The sequence below is a fragment of the Bordetella flabilis genome (assembly GCF_001676725.1).
In the GTDB taxonomy this organism is placed as follows: domain Bacteria; phylum Pseudomonadota; class Gammaproteobacteria; order Burkholderiales; family Burkholderiaceae_B; genus Bordetella_C; species Bordetella_C flabilis.
The window spans coordinates 389,862-409,229 of the sequence record NZ_CP016172.1 but is presented as its reverse complement, the minus strand read 5'-3'; the positions used below and the strand labels follow the sequence as shown (position 1 = coordinate 409,229).

Below are 19,368 nucleotides of genomic sequence, written 5' to 3'. Positions count from 1 at the left end.
GTCGCTTGCGCAGCTACTGCGTGGAGGAAATTTCCTTCAGCTTGCTGGACAGGTCCGCCAGGGTCCGGCGCATCCATGCGATGTCCTGGGCGAACTGCTGCATACCTTCGCTGCCGCTGGCTTCCACCAGGGCACTGACCGCCGCCTGGTCCTGCGCAGCGTATACCCGGATCCGCTGCTCGACGGCTTCGAACTCCGATTGCAGGTAGGTGGCATTCAGGTACTGCGTGTACTCGGCATGTTCAGCCCTGTGCAGGTCGGAAGAGGCCCAGCCGGGAATGATTGACCATGGATTCTTGGCGTTAAGCGCTGCAGTCGCCAGGCGCCGTGCCAGGGAACTGGGGTCCCTGGAAAACCCGGCGCCCATGCCGCGTCCTTGTTCATCCGCCATGTGGCGGAAAGACCCGCTTTCGGTCAGATAATGCATGTTCGCCTTAGTGACGGCATCCCCTTTGAATTCGTCCATGACCGCCGTGGCCTTCAGCGCGCTGTCCAGGGAGACGGTGAGGTCGCCCGCCCGCAGGACGGGGGCCGTTGCCGGGGCAGCTTGTGGTGCGCGCGCGGGATTGGATATGGGCGTCCACGCCATCGCCTTGTTGACGGCCGACACGATGCCCTGGCGCAGGTCCGCGTAGGCGCGCATCAGGCCGGATGCAGCGGAGTGCACGCCTCCGTATACGGCATCGCAGAACCGACCGAGCTTTTCGGTGACCTCCCGGCCGGCGGTCCGGCCGTTGACCGAGGACGCAGCCGGTGACGGTGACTTTTCTGAAGGGAAAGGCAGCGCCATGACGGGCAGGTCCGGCACGAAAACCAGTGTATCGAAAGCCCACGGGCCGAGCGGATACTCGGCGGGCTCAGGCTCCGCGGCTTGCGCGGAAAGTGTCAGGGGCGCGGCAAGCAGTGCTTCGGCGGCCGTGGTGACCTGAGCAGCTTTGGCGAGTTCAGCGGCTTCAATAACCTTGGCGTCAGGGACGGCCCAGTGCCCCGCGAGCAGCCCAGGGTGACCCTTGTCGGCAGGCGCCTGGATCGTTATTCGGTCGCGGCCCGATCGAGGGTCTGGCGCAGCCGCCCGCGCGGACGTCGCCGAGTGCGCCGATTTGCGCTGGACCGCGCTGCGAAGTTTCTTGTTGTCCAATTTGTTCACACCGGCGCCGGTCTTGTGCACGAAACGGCGGGCGGCTCGCGCTTGCCGGCCGTGCTGCACGCCCATGGCGCGCGCTGCTTCCCAGCTTGCACTGGAGCCACCGGGTGGCCAAGATTGCGGGGCAGCCGAGCCGCCGATCAGAGTTTCCATAGTCATGTGTGAATCCCCACTGATGAAAGTGATAAGCGATGCTGGCCAATGGCCGGGAGCGACTCGCCGCCCCCGGCATGAAAGCCTGAGAACGTCCGGGCATTGCGGCCCGTAGTAACCGCGTGGCGGGCAGCGTTGCCCTGCGCGGCGTCATCAATGGGACGTATCCACAGTTCCACGGGCACTATCAGACCCTTTACCCGACGCCCTGTCCTATCTATATGCAGATTCATGACAACGGCGGCGTCTGCGTCGGGCCGGTTGGTGTCCAGGGATGCGGACACGTCGACCCGATACTCGCCACGCGGCAGCTCGCTAACATCGAAATGCACCTGCCTCACACCCTGCGGATCCGGAACTCCGAGCCAGCGCCCCAGCGGCGCCATGTTGCGCATCGACGCGGTGAAATCCGCGATACCCTGGGCCACCAGCGACATCAGCCGCGTCAGGCTCGCTCCGCCGTCATCCGTCATGCGTGCGAGAGTAGCCAGCGCGCGATTGGACGCCTCCGGTGCCTGAGGCGTCGACGTGCCCGCTCCATCGCCATACGCGGGACGATCGCGCCCCTCGCCTTCGACCCACAGGGAGATATCGCCACGCTGATACAGGGCACGGTGAAAGTGCCTTTCCACCTGTACCGCTCCCTCGTTGCCTGCTGCGGGCAACGCCAGGGATTCGAAGGAGACGCGTGCCGGCTGGGCCATCAGCATGCCCAGCGATGCCATCAAGCGGGCCCGATGCTTCAGGCCGAACAGCGGCTGTGCGCGCCGGCGTGCCGGATCGAAACGCAGGCCGAAGCTCGCGGCGACCTCGGTGAGGCGGCTATCGTTCCAATAGGGATCGTTCGCGTATGACCCCGCGTTGTCGCCATGGGGCACCTTGCCGTACCGGGCGATGGCTTCCAGGACCGATATCGCCGCGGCCACCTTTGCCGTCGCCCGTCCCTCCCCCGCCGCGGCACTGCCCGGCCGGGCGCCGCCTGCCGCCGCGATGGCGCGCAGCGCCCTGGACAGCCCGGCGACATGGCGCCTGGCTTCGGATGTCAACTGCGCCGACGCGGCGCCATCGCGATACAGGGCCGACAACACCGTGTGCGCCAACGCATCGGAGTGCAACAGGGCCTGATCCGCATGTCCATACCCGAGGATTTGCTGCGCATCCAGACGCGCCGTCTCGGCCAGGACCAGGGATGCCACCGCGCGGGTGAACGTTCGTGGCGAGACGCTGCCCACATGCAGCAAAGCCATCACTTGATCCAGGCGCTCCGCGAGCGCCGCGTCGTACGGCGCCGAGCGCCGGCCGATTTCGGCGGCAAGCGCCGCGCCATCCAGCGACAGACCGTGGGACGCCAGCCCATCGCCTGCCACACGCAGGCTGCCCAGGGCACCGTCGTTCAAGACCCGCAGCGATACCTGCCCGAGCCCGGCATCGGCATCGCCCCCCAACCGCAAACTGCCCGCGGCACGGTCGATGGTGGCCCCCAGGGCCAGGTCGTCCTCCCGTGGCGATGATGTCTCGCAGTGTGACGAGAAGCGCTCGCGTTCGGCCAACGCGTCCCCAAGCACCATCAATGCATGGGCAACCGCGATGCGCCTATCCTGCTTCAACGCGGCTTCGACGCCGCCGCGGGCGTCCAGCACGTGGGCATGCAGGCCGGCATGGCGAGCATGGCAGGCCTGGTCGACAACCAGCGCCAGCCTGTCCCATTGCGCCTCGGTCCAGCAGTGGCGGTGGCCGTACACCGCGAGCAGGCGCTCGGTATCGACCTTCGCCAGCACGGCCACCAGCGCATCCGATTTCAATTGCTCGAGCGTGCGCGCGAACAATGATTCCACTTGCGCATCCACCACGGCATCCACATCGGCATCGTCGTCCTCTGCGGCCCCGCGCGTGTACAGCCAGCCGAGCTCCTTCACCGTTTCGCGCATCGTGCGCCACGCCCGGTTGGCAACCTCGGCCGTCCTGACGCCAGGGCGCAAGGCGTTGTCCAGGCGACCGGCCATTTCAGTCGCCTGGGCGGCCAGCGTGGATGCCACGTGTTGACGAACGGATTCGCGGACCGCTGCCTGGTCCAGGTGCTGGTCCCGCGCAGCGGCCGGCGCACCGGCCCGAGCCTCATTGACGATGGCGTCGAGCAACTGGCGGGCCTTGCGGGCGAACGGCGGAACCTGGTTCGCCAGCACGGCCGCCAGGACACGGGTCCGAGACATGGGCAGGCGTTCCAGGCCGGCCTGCAGATAGGCGACCCGATCCAGGCCTTCGTCGCCCGCCGATCGAACGCGGTCATCCAACCAGTACCATGCCCGGGCGATGTCGGCAGGCCGCAGCGCCGTTTCATTCAGGCGACCGGCAAGCATCATGAGCGGCGCGCCGATCTCGCGCTCGGCGAGTTCCTGCAGGAGCGACCGCTTCAGGACCTGCATCACCGCTTGCACGTCCTGGCGATTGGTCTCGTTCATCGCGGCAAACAACGATTCGGCTCCGGCGAGGACATCCAGGCGTTCGTTCAGGAGGAGCAGGTCCGCACGGCTGCCGCCGGCGCAATACACCTGCGCGAACGGGCGCGACATCTGTTCCGCGGTACCGCTTACCTTGATGGTGGCGGTTTCACCCAGGAATCTGTGCAAAGCCTCCAGCGCCGGCAGCAGCCGTGGACGACGTGCCGAGACGAGCTCATCGATCCATGACTTGTACTGTGCCCGCAGCTTGTGGTTGCTGCCGCGCGCTTCCGATCCCGCGCGCGGCCGTGTCTGGTCGGGCACCGAGAAGTAGGATTGCGCCATACTGGACAGGTAGGCGACCACCGCGCCTGCCCGCTTCCGTGTACCACCCTGCTTTCTGAATGCCGGCTTGCCGGCGAGTAACTGGACGCGATCCTGGGAACGACCGCTGTCTGCGATCAGCGAAGAATGGGAACCGTGTATGGTGGCCATATTGATTTATCGGGGACTGCCGCCGCACACGACGGCGATGGACTACAAGGAAGGACGCCGGCTTGCGGCCTGGCCCGTGCCGGACAACCCATGACCGCGGAATGGCGTCCCAGTGTAAAGAAGCAGCCACGACAAAGCCGTAGGGGCTGGGCCGGGCAGCCGGGCAGGCAAAGCGGATGGACTGCGTGGGAAACTTCCCAAACGCAACGCGTATCGCCGGGCTCGCCGCTAGGCCGCGCTTGGAACTTGTTGCCGATTGTTCAGCTCGTTACCTACAAAAGCCAATTCATTTGGATTAGGATTTTTGTTGACCTAACCGCTTCCAAGGAAACACATTGAAAGATCCCGAAAGCGTCACCCTCGCTCCGCCCGCCGCCTCCGCAGGTCCGGAAAACGATCGGTCGTCGTTGTCCCGGGAATCGCTGAAACGCGCTTTTTTGGACCATCTGCTCTATACGCAAGGCAAGTCGCTGGACATCGCGTCGAAGAATGACCTGTATCAGTCTCTTGCCCACACGGTGCGTGATCGGCTGGTGCGGTCCTGGTTCGACACCACGGCCACGTACCAAAAACGCAACGCTCGTACAGTGGCATATCTGTCGGCCGAGTTCCTCATGGGACCCTACCTGGGCAACAACCTCCTCAGCCTGGGAGTTTCCCACGAGATCCGCCTGGCGATGAGCGAGCTCGGCCTGGACCTGGACGAGCTGTTGCGCCAGGAAGAAGAGCCGGGCCTGGGCAACGGCGGCCTGGGGCGGCTGGCGGCGTGCTTCATCGAATCGCTGGCCACGCTGGAAGTGCCGGCCATCGGCTATGGCATCCGCTACGAATACGGCATCTTCTACCAGACCATCATGGACGGCTGGCAGGTGGAAAACACCGATGCCTGGCTGCGCTTTGGCAACCCATGGGAAATCCAGCACGCGGAATGGGCGGTGCAGGTCAAGCTGGGCGGACACACCGAACAGTACACGGACGACAATGGCCGATTCCGTGTCCGCTGGGTTCCCGAGAAAACCGTGGCTGGCGTGCCCTTCGATTCTCCGATTCCCGGCTACCGGGTCGGCACCACGAACACCCTGCGCCTATGGCGGGCCGAAGCCACCGAGGCCTTCGACTTCCATGTGTTCAACCGCGGTGACTACCTGGGCGCGGTCAGCAAGAAGGTCACGTCGGAAAACCTGACCAAGGTCCTCTATCCCAACGACGAAAGCCGCCAGGGCAAGGAATTGCGGCTGGAGCAGCAATACTTCTTTGTTTCGTGCTCTTTACAGGACATGCTGCGCCTGCAGCGCCAGCGCGGACAGCCCGTCACATCGTTCCACAAGTCCTTTGCGATGCAGTTGAACGATACCCACCCGGCCATCGGCGTCGCCGAACTGATGCGGCTGCTGGTGGACGAACACCTGGTGCCCTGGGAACGTGCCTGGGACATTACGCGGCAGACGTTTTCGTACACCAACCATACCTTGCTGCCCGAGGCACTGGAGCGCTGGCCGCTGGAACTTTTCCGCCGGGTGCTGCCGCGCCACCTGGAAATCATCTACGAAATCAATGCGCGCTTCCTGAACGAGGCCCGCATCCATTTCTTTGGCGACGAAACGCGCATCGCGCGCTTGTCGCTGATCGACGAGAGCGGTGAACGCTATGTCCGGATGGCCCATCTGGCCTGTGTCGGCAGCCATGCCATCAACGGCGTCGCGAACCTGCACTCGGAATTGCTGAAGCGCGACCTGCTCAAGGATTTCTACGCCATGTGGCCGGAGAAATTCGACAGCATGACCAACGGCGTCACGCCGCGCCGCTGGGTGGCCCTGAGCAATCCCCGCCTGACCAAGCTGGTCACGCGATGCATCGGTGATGAATGGATCAAGGACTGGCCCCAGATCGCCGGCATCGAGCCCTATGCGGACGACGCGGCCTTCGGCAGCGAATGGCGCGCGATCAAACGCGCCAACAAGGTCGATCTGGCATCGGTCATCCTGCGCAAAACCGGCATCAAGGTCGATCCCGATTCGATGTTCGACGTCCAGGTCAAGCGCATTCACGAGTACAAGCGCCAGCATCTGTCTGCGGTCCATATCGCCGCCCTTTATCACCGGCTGAAGTCGCAGCGCAACCTGGATATTGCCCCGCGCACCTTCATCTTCGGCGGCAAGGCGGCGCCGGGCTATGTCCGTGCCAAGCTGATGATCAAGCTCATTACCGCCATCGGCGACGTGGTCAACAACGATCCGGATGTACGCGACCGGCTGAAGGTGGTCTTCCTGCCCAACTTCAGCGTCACCTTGGGACAATGGGTCTATCCCGCCGCAGAGCTTTCGGAGCAGATATCCCTGGCCGGCAAGGAGGCATCGGGCACGGGAAATATGAAGTTCGCGATGAACGGGGCGATAACGATCGGCACGATGGACGGCGCGAACATCGAAATCCGCGACGAAGTCGGCGAGGACAACTTCTTCCTGTTCGGCCTGACCGCCGAAGAGGTTTACGGGCTGCGCCGCGAAGGCTATCGCCCGATGGATTTCCTGGAGCAGGATGCCGAGTTGCAGTCCGTACTGGAATTGATCGGTTCGGGTTTCTTCTCGCGCGGCGACAGCGCACTGTTTTCGTCAATGATCGACGATCTGCTGCACCACGACCCCTATATGCTGCTGGCCGACTACGCCTCGTACGCGGCCTGCCAGAACCGGGTCGACGAGGCCTATCGGGATACGCAGGCCTGGACGCGGATGTCGATTCTGAACACGGCTCGCTCGGGAAAGTTTTCATCGGACCGGGCGGTGCGCGAGTACTGCGACCGTATCTGGAAGGCCCACGCCGTTCCGGTTGAAAAGCTGTAGGGGCGTGTCGGTTGCAATCGGTAGGGGAATGTCGCCGTTGTTTGAATTGTTGTGGCGAATAATGGGTGCGGACCACGGCGGCAGGGCAAGACGGCGCGCCGAGTCCTCATCTGGTCCCGGGCCCGTGCCCGCGGCTTCGCTTCATACAACGCTGGGAGAAAAGCAATGAACCGTCGAAACTTCGTGACTTTGCCTGCTGCGATGCTGTTGGCCACGGCCCTGGCGGCGTGCACCACAACGGGAGACAAGGCGTCCGGGTCCGCCAGCACCAAGCGACAGGAACTTAATTCCGGAGCCGATGCCACCCTGAGCCGCCTGTACAACTCGGTGCCCGGCTCGCGCGAAATGGCGAGCAATGCCAAGGGCATGCTGGTGTTCCCCAGCGTATTGACCGGCGGCTTCGTAGTAGGCGCCGAATATGGACAAGGCGTGCTGCGCGTCGGCAATGCCACGCAGGGCTATTACAGCCTGGCCTCCGGCTCCGTCGGCTGGCAGTTGGGCGCCCAATCGAAAGCCGTCGTCATCATGTTCATGACGCCGGAAGCCCTGGACAAATTCCGCAACAGCAATGGCTGGAGCGCCGGTGCCGATGCCTCGGTGGCCGTCGCGAAGATCGGCGCCAATGGCTCGGTGGACACGACGACCGCGCGCCAATCGGTGGTGGCCTTCGTCATGACCAACGCCGGCCTGATGGCCAATCTGACGCTCGAAGGCACCAAGATCACCAAGACGGACTTGTAAGCCAGTAGTGCGTCGGCGGCCATCGACGGCGGTTCGACGCCCCGGCTTGCCGCGACACGGATCGCGGCGGCGACCAGACGCCGCCTACCCCTGCCTGATGACCATCGTCGCAGGCTCGTTTCGGGGATCGGCGGCGTCGATGCATTCAATGTATGCCGTCGCGCCGGCCTTGGAGGTTCGTCGGCGCGGCGTCGTGCTTTTATCCTGCGCTTGCACACGCGCCAGCGCATCGGCCATATCGGCGGATGGGGACGCCGGCGTTACGGGCGGGTTGGCCGGGACAGAGGCCATACCGGTATTTCGGTGTGCGGCACCATCGATCGAACTCATGGACTTCTCCTTCACGCGAGCCGCTCGGCGGCGGCGGGACGGGAAGTCTAGACAGCCGATAGGCACCGGTCAGTCGGAGAATTCCGACTCTCGGCGCCATGAACGGCAGAACACCGTAGGAATTTTCCCTCCGCCCCAACGCATCCTCGCAGCAGACGCCAGAGGGCCGCGGCGATATGCCCTCGCCGCATCGTTACGCAGCGGCGCGGATGGCGGCGTCAGCGTCGGGCCAGGGCGTCCAACGCCATGGAAGGCATGGACAGGCCCTGCCACGCCATGGCGCACGTCACGCGCAGGGCGGCGCGCAACTCCGACTCCTGCACCACCGCGGGGATATCTCCAGGCGACAGGATGTTGTTGACGGCCGATTCGGGACGATCGAACCCCGCCACCAGGCGCAATGCGGGGATGCCATGCGCGGCGAAGTTGGCGTGATCGGAATTCGGCATCAGCGGTAAATAACTATCCACCGGGATACCGGCGCGCGCACCGGCTTGCGCGACGAAGGGCGCCAGGGCCGGGAAATCGCTGATCAAGGCGGTCAGGCGCGAGTCACCGCCCACCGTATCCAGGTTGATGTTGAGCTTCAGCGTCCGACGTTGCGCGGGGTCCATGTCGGCCAGATACCGGGCCGAGCCCGCCAGGGCCCATTCCTCGGCGGTGAAGAAGCAGACCCGCAGGCCATGCGTCTGCGTGGATATGCGGGGCGCCAGCACGCGCGCGGCGGCCAGGGCCACTGCCACGCCGGTGGCATTGTCCAGGGCGCTGCTGCCCAGGTCGTGGCCGTCCATATGGGCGCTGATGACGACCCGGCTGTCGGTCCCGCCCGGTATATCGAGGATGGCCAGATCGGCCAGGGCGTTTTCGTCTTCCTGGCCTTCGACCACCATGCGCACGCGGGCGGGGCCCGCCTGCGCCGCCCGGGCCAGCGCCAGCGCGCTGTCGTAATCGACATAGGCGGCCGGTATGCCCGCCGCGCCGCGCGGACGTCCCGACGAACCGGACAGCAGGCCGCCGCCGGGCAGCGGGTTGGCGATGAGAAAGCCTATGGCGCCGCGCGCGACGGCAAGGTCGTATTTGCGCCGCCGGTGCAGGTGGCGCGGGGAAAACGGATACTCGTGCCGGACCAGGACAATCTTGCCCTGCACCGCCGGGCCGGCTCGGTCGAAGTCCTCGGTACGGCCTTCGCCCAGGTCGACGAGTTCGCCCTCCAGTCCTTCCACGGGCGTCGAGGCGGACCGCAGCAGAGCCCGGCAGGCCAGGGGTTGAGGGCTGCCGACCAGTGTCAAGGCGACACGCCCCGCGCGCCAGCCGTCATAGGGTACCTGCAGGCGGCGCGCGTCGTCGCCGATGTGGCGCATCCGGCTCAACGCCCAACCGATGGCGGCGGTGTCCTGCCCACTGCCCGAGAGGCGCCCGCCGAAGGCGCAGATTGCATGGAAATCGTTCATCAGGGCGGCATCGGCCGCCGCATCTTCCAGCCATGTATCCATGCGCCGGGCTCCTTATTCGAAGGTAATGCCGGCGCGTTTGACGACCTCGTCCCAACGCGTGAAGTCGGCGGCAAGCAGCTTCTGCAGGGCCGCGGCGCTGGTGTCCGAGGGCAGATTGACGCCCACGCTGTTCAGTCGCCCCACCACCTTGGGCGATTGCATGACCTTGGCCATGGCGGCGTTGAGTTTTTCCAGCACCGGAGCGGGCGTACGAGCCGGGGCCACGAGGCCCCACCAGCTTTGCACCGTCATATTGGCCACGCCGGCCTCGTCGAAGGTGGGAACATCGGGGCTTTCCTGCTGGCGCTGGGGGCTGGATACCGCCAGCGGCCGCACACGGCCCGCCTGGTACAGGGCGGTGGCGGTAGGCATGGTGGTGAAGCTGGCGTCGATCTGGCCGCCGGCAAGGTCGTTGACGGAAGCCGACGCGCCCTTGTAAGGGATATGCACCAACTTGATCCCGGTATTGAGCATGAAAAGCGCGGCCATGAGGTGCGTCAGCGAACCATTGCCGCCGGAACCGATGGAGATGGAGCCGGGCTTGGCGAGCGCCATGTCCACCAGTTCCTTCACGCTCTTTGCGGGAAACGCCGGGTTGACGAAAAGGTACATGGGCGACACGCCCAGCAGCGACACCGCGGTGAAGTCGGCCTGCGGCTTGTACTTGATGCGGTCTCCATACAGGGCCGGCACGATGGTAAAGGGGACGTCCGCCAGCAGGAGCGTATAGCCATCCGCCTTTTCATTGGCGACGTAGGCAGTCCCGATCATGGAGCCCGCCCCGGCGCGGTTCTCCACGATGACCGACTGGCCAAGTTCGGCGCTCAGTTCGTCGCTGATGGCGCGCGCAATGACATCCGAGCTGCCGCCCGCCGTGTACGGAACGACGATCTTGATGGGTTGATCTGGATAGGCGGCGGTCGCGGCGGGCGCCGCTATGGTGGCGGCGGCCAGGGCGAACGCGGCGGCGAAGGGTTTCCAGGGCGTCATGATGGGCTCGGCGGATAAGGAAAGTAACTGAACGAATTCTGAATTCGGGCACTATCGACCGCAATGGAAGTATGGGCATGCACTATTCCAATTTGGAATACCTGGCATGGCTGCATCGCCAGGCGGCCTGCGCCCGCCGATGGCGGGTCACGGATGAGGCGTGGCGCGCGACGGATCAGGCGTCGTGACGAGCGGCGCGTGGCGGACGATGGATGATGGATGATGGATGGCGGATGGCCGCGTCCGGGGCGTGCCGCGGGACTACGCCACCAGGGCGTGGACGGCGGCGTTCAGCGCCTGGGCGCGGGCGGCAATCCAGTCGCACCAGGCATCCAGATAAGGCCCTCCGACATCGGGGCGGGGCCGCATCAGGTAATACGCGTAGCGGCCTTCCACCGATTCGCCCAGGGGCCGCTGGAGCTGGCCGGCACGCAGTGCGTCGACGACCATGCACAGGGGCACGACGGCTACGCCCAAGGCGTTCATCACGGCGGGCATGAGCACCGAGAAGCCTTCGTATTCGGGTGCGGTGGGCGCCGGGCCGGGCCAGTCGGGGGCGATGTCCGCCTTCCATTCGTCCCACCCGTATCCGCGCTGCGCCCGTTTGAGCAGCGGCACACCGGCCAGGTCGTCGATGGTCCGCACGGGGTTGCGCTCGAACAGCGACGGCGCGCCGACGAGCGCCATCTCCCTCCCGCAGAGGTATTGGGTGGTCATGCCCGCCATGTGGCCGGTATGCAGCTGGATCTCCGCATCGAACCGTTCCGCCTTGTCACGGCCGTACAGCAGGCGCGGACGCAGGTTGATGCGGATCTCCGGATGCATGTCGAAGAACGCGCGGAGCCCCGGAATCAGGCAGAACTGCGCGAAGGACGGGGAGACCGCGATGTTCAACGCCACGCGCGCGTCGGGACGCGCCACCACGGCGTCGGCTTCGTCGAGCAGGCGTACCGCGGCGCTGACGCGCTCCAGGTAGAGGGCGCCGGCATAGGTAAGGCGCAAGCCGGCGGAGGTCCGCTTGAACAGGCTTACGCCGAGGCGTGCCTCGGTGGCCTGGATATGCTTGCTGACCGCGCTCTGCGTCAGGCTGAGCTGCTCGGCGGCGCGGCTGAAGTTCAGGTGCCGCGCCGCCGCCAGGAAAATCCGCAGCGATGTCAGCGACTGGCGCGACCCTTTCATGGTCGCGTCCCCACGTCAGCGATCATCGCCGGCCGGCCGCATCAGGCCGATATCTTCGGCGCCAGGCCCGCCTCGGCGCCATGCAGCGGCAATACCGCCGCCGGTACGGAGGCGGAGGCGCCGGCGGCCGGCGCGACGGCCCGGGCAGCAGCCGTTGCCGTATCGCGCTCGAACGTGTGGCGCTGCCTGATGTCCTGGCCGGCCCAGGTGCATTCACTGTCGATCACATCGCTGCGGCCGCTCAACAGCGGGCAACGGCTGAAGATTTCCGCCGCCCAGTCGGTGAAGGCCCGCACCTTGGGGGACAGATGCCGGTTGTGCGGGTACACCACGGATATCGGCATGGGCTTGGGCTTCCAGGCCGGCAGGATCTCCTTGAGCGCCCCGCTTTGCAGATACGGCAAGGCCATGAAGCGCGGCGGCTGTATCAGCCCGAATCCCTGCAGGCCGCACGCCATATAGGCTTCCGAATCGTTGACCGACACGATGCCAGGCACTTTGACCTCGATGGCTTCGCCGTCGACCATGAAGTCCCAGTCGATGACGCGGCCGGTGCGGCTGGAGAAATAATGCACCGCCTGGTGTTCAGCCAGGTCCTCCAGGGTCTGCGGTTCGCCGTGGGCTTCGATGTAGCTGGGCGCGGCGCAACTCATTCCTTCGAACATGCCGATGCGGCGCGCGACCATGCTGGAGTCCTTCAACTCCCCGACCCGGATGACGCAGTCCACGGCCTCCTGCACCAGGTCCACCGGGCGGTCGCCCATGCCGATCACCAGTTCGATATCGGGATAGCGTTCGTGGAATTCGCACAATGATGGAATCAGGATCAGCCTGCCGATGGCGGCCGGCGTGTCGATGCGCAGTTTTCCGCGTGGACGGCGCGACGCATCCATGAAGGCCGCCTCGGCTTCTTCCACGTCGGCGAGGATGCGGACGCAGCGTTCGTAATAGGCGGCCCCATCCGGCGTCAGGCTGAGCCGTCGGGTGGTGCGATTGAGCAGCCGCACATTCAGCAGCTTCTCAAGGTTCTGGATGATGGTGGTGACGGTGGTGCGGGGCAGGCCAAGATGATCGGCGGCGCGGGTGAAGCTGTTCGCGTCGACCACCCTGACAAACACCTGCATGGCCTGAAAACGATCCATGGTGCGACCTCGGCAAGGGTGTGACGGCATTATGAACAAATAATTGTTCGAGATGGCCGAATAGAGTTGTTTGAGTATAGATATTTATTCGTGGCAACAAAACAGCCAGAATGCGTCCATTCCGATTAACCAGGCGGAAATGGATCGATCGGCGTCCCGGCCTCCGGGCGCCTTTGCCCCTGCTTTCCGTCACGGATGCGCGTCGCGCCCAACCGGTTTTCGCCAACGACCGGCCGGCCGACAGACCACGCCACGGCGTGGATAACCACAATTCAAGCGCATGTGCGGCTGTGCCGCGCCCAGGCCGCCGTCCCGGCACCTGGCTTCCGTGACCCGCGCCGCTGCCGTGTAAGACAGCGGGATCGTTCGCCATGACCGCTTCGCCCCCTTCAAGGATTCGACATGTCTGTGTTGCGCAGTCGCTACGCATTGGCGGCCACGTTCGCCGCTCTTATCGCCATCGCCGGCGGTATCGCCGTTCTTCGCGGCCAGGGGAACAATACCGCCACCGCGGCCAGCGCGCCCCCGGCGGCCCCCGTGGACGTGGCCGAAGTGGTCGAACGGTCGATCACCGACTGGCAAAGCTATTCCGGACGCCTGGAAGCGGTGGACCGGGTCGAAATCCGGCCGCGCGTGTCGGGTACCCTGATCGCCGTCCATTTCAAGGATGGCAGCCTGGTCCACAAGGGCGACGAACTCTTTACCATCGACCCCTTGCCCTATCAGGCCGAGGTGGATCGCGCCGAGGCCAACCTGGCGGGCGCCAAGGCGCGTGTCGCCTATACCGCTTCCGAACTGGCCCGGGCGCAGCGGCTGATCGCCGACAACGCCATCGCGCGCCGCGATCTGGAGCAGAGGCAGAACGACGCGCGTGAAGCCGCGGCCAGCCTGAAGGCGGCGCAAGCGGCGCTGGAGATTGCCCGGCTGAACCTCGGCTACACGCGCATCCTGGCCCCCGTTTCGGGCCGGGTGTCGCGCGCCGAGGTGACCGTCGGCAACCTGGTGGCCGCGGGCGCCGGCTCCACGGCGCTGACCACGCTGGTATCGGTCGATCCGATGTATGCATCGTTCGACGTGGACGAACAAAGCTTCCTGAAGTACGTCAATCCGGCGCGTACCGGCAAATCGGGCCAGGTGCCTGTCTTCATGGGGCTCGCCAACGAGGACGGCTACTCGCGCCAGGGCAAGGTGCAGTACGTGGACAACCGGCTGGACACCAGCTCGGGCACCATCCGCGTGCGCGCCACCTTCGACAATCCGGACGGCGCCCTGGTGCCGGGCCTGTACGCCCGCATCCGCCTGGGCGGCGGCGACCCGCACAAGGCCATCCTGATCGATGAAAAAGCCCTGGGCACCGACCAGAGCAAGCGTTTCGTGATGGTCGTGGACGCGCAGAACAAGGCGCAGTACCGCGAAGTGCAGCTGGGTTCGGCCCAGGATGGCCTGCGCGTCGTCAGCGCCGGGCTGAAGCCGGGCGAGCGCATCGTCGTCAACGGCCTGCAACGCGTGCGGCCCGGCGACGCCGTCGACCCGCACCTGGTGCCCATGGCCGGCCTGGAGCCGCCCACGCAGACCAGCGGCGCGCAGGCTCCCGCCAACCCCGCCTGACCCGATCCGCCACCGAGAGCGTCATGAACATATCCAAATTCTTCATCGATCGCCCGATCTTCGCGGGCGTGCTATCGGTGCTGATTCTCCTGGCCGGGATACTGGCCATGTTCCAGCTGCCGATATCCGAGTACCCGGAAGTCGTACCGCCTTCCGTGGTGGTGCGCGCCCAGTATCCGGGCGCCAACCCCAAGGTGATCGCCGAAACCGTGGCCGCGCCGCTGGAAGAGGAGATCAACGGCGTCGAGAACATGCTGTACATGCAGGCGCAGGCCAACAGCGACGGCAACATGACGCTGACGGTCTTCTTCAAGCTGGGCGTGGACCCCGACAAGGCCCAACAGCTGGTGCAGAACCGCGTGTCCCAGGCGCTGCCGCGCCTGCCGGATGACGTACAGCGCCTGGGCGTGACGACGGCCAAGAGCTCGCCGACCCTGACGCTGGTGGTCCACCTGATTTCGCCGGACAACCGCTACGACATGACGTACCTGCGCAACTACGCGGTGCTCAATGTCAAGGACCGCCTGGCGCGGATCTCCGGCGTGGGCGACGTGCAGCTGTGGGGGTCGGGCGACTATTCCATGCGCGTCTGGCTGGATCCGCAGAAGGTCGCGCGGCTCGGCATGACGGCCAACGACGTGGTCAGCGCGATCCGCGAGCAGAACGTGCAGGTCGCCGCGGGCGTCATCGGCGCCTCGCCCACCCTGAACAATGTTCCGCTGCAGTTGAACGTCAATACCCAGGGCCGCCTGCAAAGCGAAGAGGAATTCCGCGACATTGTGCTGAAGACCTCTCCGGACGGCGGCGTGGTGCGCCTGGGCGACGTGGCCCGCGTGGAATTGGACGCCGCCGAATACGGCCTGCGTTCGCTGCTGGATAACAAGCCGGCGGTGGCGCTGGGCATCATGCAGGCACCGGGCGCCAACGCGCTGGACGTGTCCAAGCAGGTGCGCGAAGCCATGAAGGAGCTGTCGGCGGACTTCCCGCCCTCGGTGAAGTACGACGTCGTGTATGACCCCACGCAATTCGTGCGCGCCAGTATCGAGGCGGTGGTGCATACCCTGCTGGAGGCCATCGCGCTGGTGGTCATCGTGGTGATCGTCTTCCTGCAGACGTGGCGCGCATCGCTGATCCCGCTGCTGGCGGTACCGGTGTCCATCATCGGCACGTTCTCGTTGCTGCTGGCCTTCGGCTATTCGATCAACGCCCTGTCCCTGTTCGGCATGGTGCTGGCCATCGGTATCGTGGTGGACGACGCCATCGTGGTGGTGGAGAACGTCGAGCGGAACATTGCCGCCGGGCTATCGCCACGCGACGCGACATACCGCGCCATGCAGGAAGTCAGCGGGCCCATCATCGCCATCGCGCTGACCCTGGCTGCCGTGTTCGTGCCGCTGGCCTTCATGACGGGCCTGACCGGCCAGTTCTACAAGCAGTTCGCCATGACGATCACCATCTCCACCGTGATCTCGGCCTTCAACTCGCTGACCTTGTCGCCGGCCCTGGCCGCCCTGCTGCTCAAGAGCCATGATGCCAAGCCGGATTGGCTGACGCGCGTCATGAACCGCGTGCTGGGCCGGTTCTTCGCTGCCTTCAACCGCGTGTTCAACCGCGCCTCCGATCGCTATTCGTCCAACGTCGGCGGCGTGATCCAGCGCAAGTCCGCCAGCCTGGCCGTGTACGCGGTGCTGCTGGCGGCGACGGTGGGTATCTCGTACATCGTGCCGGGCGGTTTCGTGCCGGCCCAGGACAAGCAATACCTGGTGGGCTTCGCGCAGTTGCCCAACGGCGCTTCCCTGGACCGCACGGAAGACGTGATCCGGCGCATGGGCGACATCGCCATGAAGGAACCGGGCGTAGACCATGCCGTGTCCTTTCCCGGCCTGTCCATCAACGGGTTCACCAATAGCTCCAGCGCGGGCATCGTATTCGTCACGCTCAAGCCCTTCGATGAGCGGGTGAAGGACGGACTGCCGGCCGACAAGATCGCGGCCTCGCTGAACCAGAAGTTCGGCGCCGTGAAGGACGCGTTCATCGCCGTGTTCCCGCCGCCGCCCGTCATGGGCCTGGGCACGCTGGGCGGCTTCAAGCTGCAGATCGAGGACCGCGGGGCGCTCGGCTACGAAGCGCTGGACCGCGCCACGCAGTCTTTCATGGCGGCCGCCGCCAAGGCGCCTGAGCTGGGACCGTCGTTCACCAACTACCAGATCAACGTGCCGCAGCTGGACGTGGACCTGGACCGCGTCAAGGCCAAGCAGCTGGGCGTGAAGGTGACCGATGTCTTCGACACCATGCAGATTTACCTGGGCTCGCTGTATGTGAACGACTTCAACCGCTTCGGCCGTGTGTTCCAGGTACGTGCCCAGGCCGACGCGCCTTTCCGCGCCCGCGCCGAGGACATCGGCTTGCTGAAGACCCGCAACGCCGCGGGCGAGATGGTGCCGCTGTCTTCGCTGGTGCGGGTGTCGCAGACCTACGGCCCTGAAATGGTGGTGCGCTACAACGGCTATACCGCCGCCGACATCAACGGCGGGCCGGCTCCCGGCTATTCGTCCGACCAGGCCAAGGAAGCCGCCGAGCGCATCGCGGCGGAGACCTTGCCGCGCGGGATCAAGTTCGAATGGACGGACCTGACGTACCAGCAGATCCTCGCGGGCAACGCCGGCATCTGGGTCTTCCCGATCAGCGTGCTGCTGGTGTTCCTGGTGCTGGCGGCCATGTATGAAAGCCTGACGCTGCCGCTGGCGGTCATCCTGATCGTGCCCATGAGCATCCTGGCGGCGCTGACCGGCGTGTGGCTGACGCGGGGGGACAACAACATCTTCACGCAGATCGGCTTGATGGTGCTGGTGGGGCTGGCATGCAAGAACGCCATCCTGATCGTGGAGTTCGCCCGCGAACTGGAGATGCAGGGGCGTACCGCCTTCGACGCGGCGATCGAGGCCTGCCGCCTGCGCCTGCGGCCCATCCTGATGACCTCCATCGCTTTCATCATGGGTGTGGTTCCGCTGGTTTACTCGTCGGGCGCCGGCTCCGAAATGCGCCACGCCATGGGTATCGCGGTGTTCTTCGGCATGCTGGGCGTAACGCTGTTCGGCCTGTTCCTGACGCCGGTCTTCTACGTGGCGCTGCGTGCCATCAACCCGCGCAAGCTGCACTCGGCCAGCAAGCATCACGCGCCGGGCACCCCGGCGGACGGCCAACCACCGGCACACGGCCACCCCGTGCCCGGCGCTGAATAATCGAATCGGATGACCGACATGAAGTCCCAGATGAAAACGCTGAACCGCTTTTCGATGTCCACGCTGACCGCCCTGATCCTGGCCGGCTGCTCGCTCACGCCGACCTACGAACGGCCGGCGGCGCCGACGACGGCGGCCTTCAAGGAAGCGCTGCCGCCGGAACAGGCGGGCCAATGGAAGGCGGCCCAGCCGTCCGAGGCCGCGCTGCGCGGCGAATGGTGGAAGGTCTTCGGCGATGCGACCCTGGACGCACTGGAAAGCCAGGCCGCCGAAGCGAACCAGAACCTGAAGGCCGCCGCGGCGCGCCTGGCCCAGGCCCGTGCCGTGCAACGCGAAGCGCGGTCCGGCCTGTTCCCGGAAGTCAACGCGGCGTTCGGGCCCACAAGGCAGCGGGCCTCGCCCGCCTCGCAAGGTTTCGCGGACGACGGACCGGCGACCACCGGTACGCTGTGGCGCGGCCAGTTGGGCGTCTCGTATGAAGCCGACCTGTTCGGCCGGGTGTCGTCGACCGTGGACGCCGCCACCGCGGACGCCCAGCAAAGCGAAGCGCTGCTGCGTTCGGTGCAACTGGCGCTGCAGGCCGACGTGGCGGAAAACTACTTCATCGTGCGAGAGCTCGATGCCGAGCGCCAGCTCTACGTGCAGACGCTGGCCCTGCGCCAGCAGACGCTGGATCTGGTCGAACGCCGCTACAAGGAAGGCGACATCAGCGAACTCGACGTGGCCCGCGCCCGCTCGGAACTGGCGTCCGCGCAATCCGAGGCCCTGGGCATCGACCGCCGGCGCGCCGCCTCGGAGCACGCCCTGGCGGTGTTGCTGGGCAAGGCGCCCGCGGAGTTTTCGTTGCCCGCGAACCCGCTATCCCGCGTCGTCATCAATGTGCCGCCGGGCCTGCCGTCCGCGCTGCTGGAGCGCCGGCCCGACATCGCCGCCGCGGAACGCGCCATGGCGGCGGCCAACGACCGCATCGGTGCGGCGCGCGCGGCCTTTTTCCCGCAATTGAACATTACGGGCAACGCCGGCTTCGAATCGTCGGAGCTGGGCAACCTGTTCGAATGGTCCAGCCGGGCCTTCCTGCTGGGGCCCTTGACGGGCGCCATGCTGACGTTGCCCATCTTCGATGCGGGCCGCCGCCAGGCCGGCCTGGATCGCGCGCGGGCAGCGTATGAGGAAGACGTGGCCAACTACCGCCAGACGGTGCTCGGAGCGTTCCGGGAAGTCGAGGACAACCTGGCCAACCTGCGCATCCTCACCGAACAGACCCAGGCGCAGGACCGGGCGGTGCAGGCTTCGTCGCGGGCCGCCCAGCTTTCCCACACCCAGTACAAGGAAGGCTCGATCAGCTACCTGGACGTGATCGATTCCGACCGTACGGTGCTCACCCAGCAGCGCGTGTCGGTGCAGTTGGACGGAGAACGCGCGCGCTCCACCGTGAACCTGATCCGCGCGCTGGGCGGCGGCTGGGGACTGGACAGCCAGCAGGCGCAGCAGGCCGCCGCGCCCGCCGCGGCCGCGGTGGCGAACCGCTAGGCCAGGATGCGGCCGCGACGGGTGTACGCTGGAGGCCTTC

The 19,368-nt window shown here is 65.9% G+C and carries 12 protein-coding genes; 5 read left to right on the top strand and 7 right to left on the bottom strand.

The window, feature by feature from the left end; genetic code table 11:
• Nucleotides 1-13 precede the first annotated feature (13 nt).
• Together BAU07_RS01840 and BAU07_RS01835 are read right to left on the bottom strand one after the other, a co-directional pair.
• Complete coding sequence (locus BAU07_RS01840) at nt 14-1,303, bottom strand: hypothetical protein (protein ID WP_157121921.1); 1,290 nt, start codon at nt 1,301-1,303, stop codon at nt 14-16.
• Nucleotides 1,300-4,230 carry a hypothetical protein gene (locus BAU07_RS01835; RefSeq protein WP_157121918.1) on the bottom strand — a complete coding sequence of 977 codons (2,931 nt, stop codon included), beginning with the start codon at nt 4,228-4,230 and terminating at the stop codon, nt 1,300-1,302. The genes BAU07_RS01840 and BAU07_RS01835 overlap by 4 nt, the downstream gene beginning before the upstream one ends.
• Nucleotides 4,231-4,565: 335 nt before the next feature.
• Between BAU07_RS01835 and BAU07_RS01830 the strand changes: the two genes are divergently transcribed.
• Both BAU07_RS01830 and BAU07_RS01825 read left to right on the top strand, forming a co-directional pair.
• Nucleotides 4,566-7,073 (top strand): glycogen/starch/alpha-glucan phosphorylase, encoded by a 2,508-nt coding sequence (locus BAU07_RS01830; protein ID WP_066653319.1) that lies wholly within the window; start codon nt 4,566-4,568, stop codon nt 7,071-7,073.
• Between the two features lie 165 nt (nt 7,074-7,238).
• Nucleotides 7,239-7,814 (top strand): BPSL1445 family SYLF domain-containing lipoprotein, encoded by a 576-nt coding sequence (locus tag BAU07_RS01825; RefSeq protein ID WP_066653317.1) that lies wholly within the window; start codon nt 7,239-7,241, stop codon nt 7,812-7,814.
• A gap of 84 nt (nt 7,815-7,898) precedes the next feature.
• On the opposite strand, the gene BAU07_RS01820 is transcribed toward BAU07_RS01825, so the two are convergent.
• The 5 genes from BAU07_RS01820 to BAU07_RS01800 all read right to left on the bottom strand — a co-directional run bounded on the left by BAU07_RS01820 (nt 7,899) and on the right by BAU07_RS01800 (nt 12,948).
• On the bottom strand, nt 7,899-8,144 hold the full coding sequence (locus BAU07_RS01820) for a hypothetical protein (RefSeq protein ID WP_066653316.1): 246 nt from the start codon (nt 8,142-8,144) through the stop codon (nt 7,899-7,901).
• Between the two features lie 218 nt (nt 8,145-8,362).
• Nucleotides 8,363-9,637, bottom strand: coding sequence for a M28 family peptidase (locus BAU07_RS01815; protein ID WP_066653308.1), 1,275 nt, complete (start codon nt 9,635-9,637; stop codon nt 8,363-8,365).
• Between the two features lie 12 nt (nt 9,638-9,649).
• Nucleotides 9,650-10,627 (bottom strand): Bug family tripartite tricarboxylate transporter substrate binding protein, encoded by a 978-nt coding sequence (locus BAU07_RS01810; RefSeq protein ID WP_066653307.1) that lies wholly within the window; start codon nt 10,625-10,627, stop codon nt 9,650-9,652.
• Nucleotides 10,628-10,888: 261 nt separating this feature from the next.
• Complete coding sequence (locus BAU07_RS01805) at nt 10,889-11,806, bottom strand: LysR substrate-binding domain-containing protein (RefSeq protein ID WP_066653305.1); 918 nt, start codon at nt 11,804-11,806, stop codon at nt 10,889-10,891.
• A 41-nt stretch (nt 11,807-11,847) separates the two neighbouring features.
• Nucleotides 11,848-12,948: a LysR family transcriptional regulator gene (locus tag BAU07_RS01800; protein WP_084025105.1), complete on the bottom strand. Its 1,101-nt coding sequence runs from the start codon at nt 12,946-12,948 to the stop codon at nt 11,848-11,850.
• Between the two features lie 402 nt (nt 12,949-13,350).
• On the opposite strand from BAU07_RS01800, the gene BAU07_RS01795 reads away from it, so the two are divergent.
• Genes BAU07_RS01795 through BAU07_RS01785 form a run of 3 tightly spaced genes read left to right on the top strand, consistent with a single transcriptional unit; the run spans nt 13,351 to nt 19,328 of the window.
• Nucleotides 13,351-14,556 (top strand): efflux RND transporter periplasmic adaptor subunit, encoded by a 1,206-nt coding sequence (locus BAU07_RS01795; RefSeq protein WP_066653303.1) that lies wholly within the window; start codon nt 13,351-13,353, stop codon nt 14,554-14,556.
• 23 nt (nt 14,557-14,579) lie between these two features.
• On the top strand, nt 14,580-17,798 hold the full coding sequence (locus BAU07_RS01790; RefSeq protein ID WP_066653294.1) for an efflux RND transporter permease subunit: 3,219 nt from the start codon (nt 14,580-14,582) through the stop codon (nt 17,796-17,798).
• Between the two features lie 9 nt (nt 17,799-17,807).
• The gene (locus BAU07_RS01785; protein WP_157121915.1) at nt 17,808-19,328 is read left to right on the top strand and encodes an efflux transporter outer membrane subunit; all 1,521 of its coding nucleotides are present in this window, start codon (nt 17,808-17,810) and stop codon (nt 19,326-19,328) included.
• Nucleotides 19,329-19,368 lie beyond the last annotated feature (40 nt).

What these genes read in the sequence shown, in the direction of transcription:
- BAU07_RS01840 (WP_157121921.1), bottom strand. Translation starts at nt 1,303, where the DNA reads ATGACTATGGAAACTCTGATCGGCGGCTCGGCTGCCCCGCAATCTTGG.
- BAU07_RS01835 (WP_157121918.1), bottom strand. Translation starts at nt 4,230, where the DNA reads ATGGCCACCATACACGGTTCCCATTCTTCGCTGATCGCAGACAGCGGT.
- BAU07_RS01825 (WP_066653317.1), top strand. Translation starts at nt 7,239, where the DNA reads ATGAACCGTCGAAACTTCGTGACTTTGCCTGCTGCGATGCTGTTGGCC.
- BAU07_RS01820 (WP_066653316.1), bottom strand. Translation starts at nt 8,144, where the DNA reads ATGAGTTCGATCGATGGTGCCGCACACCGAAATACCGGTATGGCCTCT.
- BAU07_RS01815 (WP_066653308.1), bottom strand. Translation starts at nt 9,637, where the DNA reads ATGGATACATGGCTGGAAGATGCGGCGGCCGATGCCGCCCTGATGAAC.
- BAU07_RS01810 (WP_066653307.1), bottom strand. Translation starts at nt 10,627, where the DNA reads ATGACGCCCTGGAAACCCTTCGCCGCCGCGTTCGCCCTGGCCGCCGCC.
- BAU07_RS01805 (WP_066653305.1), bottom strand. Translation starts at nt 11,806, where the DNA reads ATGAAAGGGTCGCGCCAGTCGCTGACATCGCTGCGGATTTTCCTGGCG.
- BAU07_RS01800 (WP_084025105.1), bottom strand. Translation starts at nt 12,948, where the DNA reads ATGGATCGTTTTCAGGCCATGCAGGTGTTTGTCAGGGTGGTCGACGCG.
- BAU07_RS01795 (WP_066653303.1), top strand. Translation starts at nt 13,351, where the DNA reads ATGTCTGTGTTGCGCAGTCGCTACGCATTGGCGGCCACGTTCGCCGCT.
- BAU07_RS01790 (WP_066653294.1), top strand. Translation starts at nt 14,580, where the DNA reads ATGAACATATCCAAATTCTTCATCGATCGCCCGATCTTCGCGGGCGTG.
- BAU07_RS01785 (WP_157121915.1), top strand. Translation starts at nt 17,808, where the DNA reads ATGACCGACATGAAGTCCCAGATGAAAACGCTGAACCGCTTTTCGATG.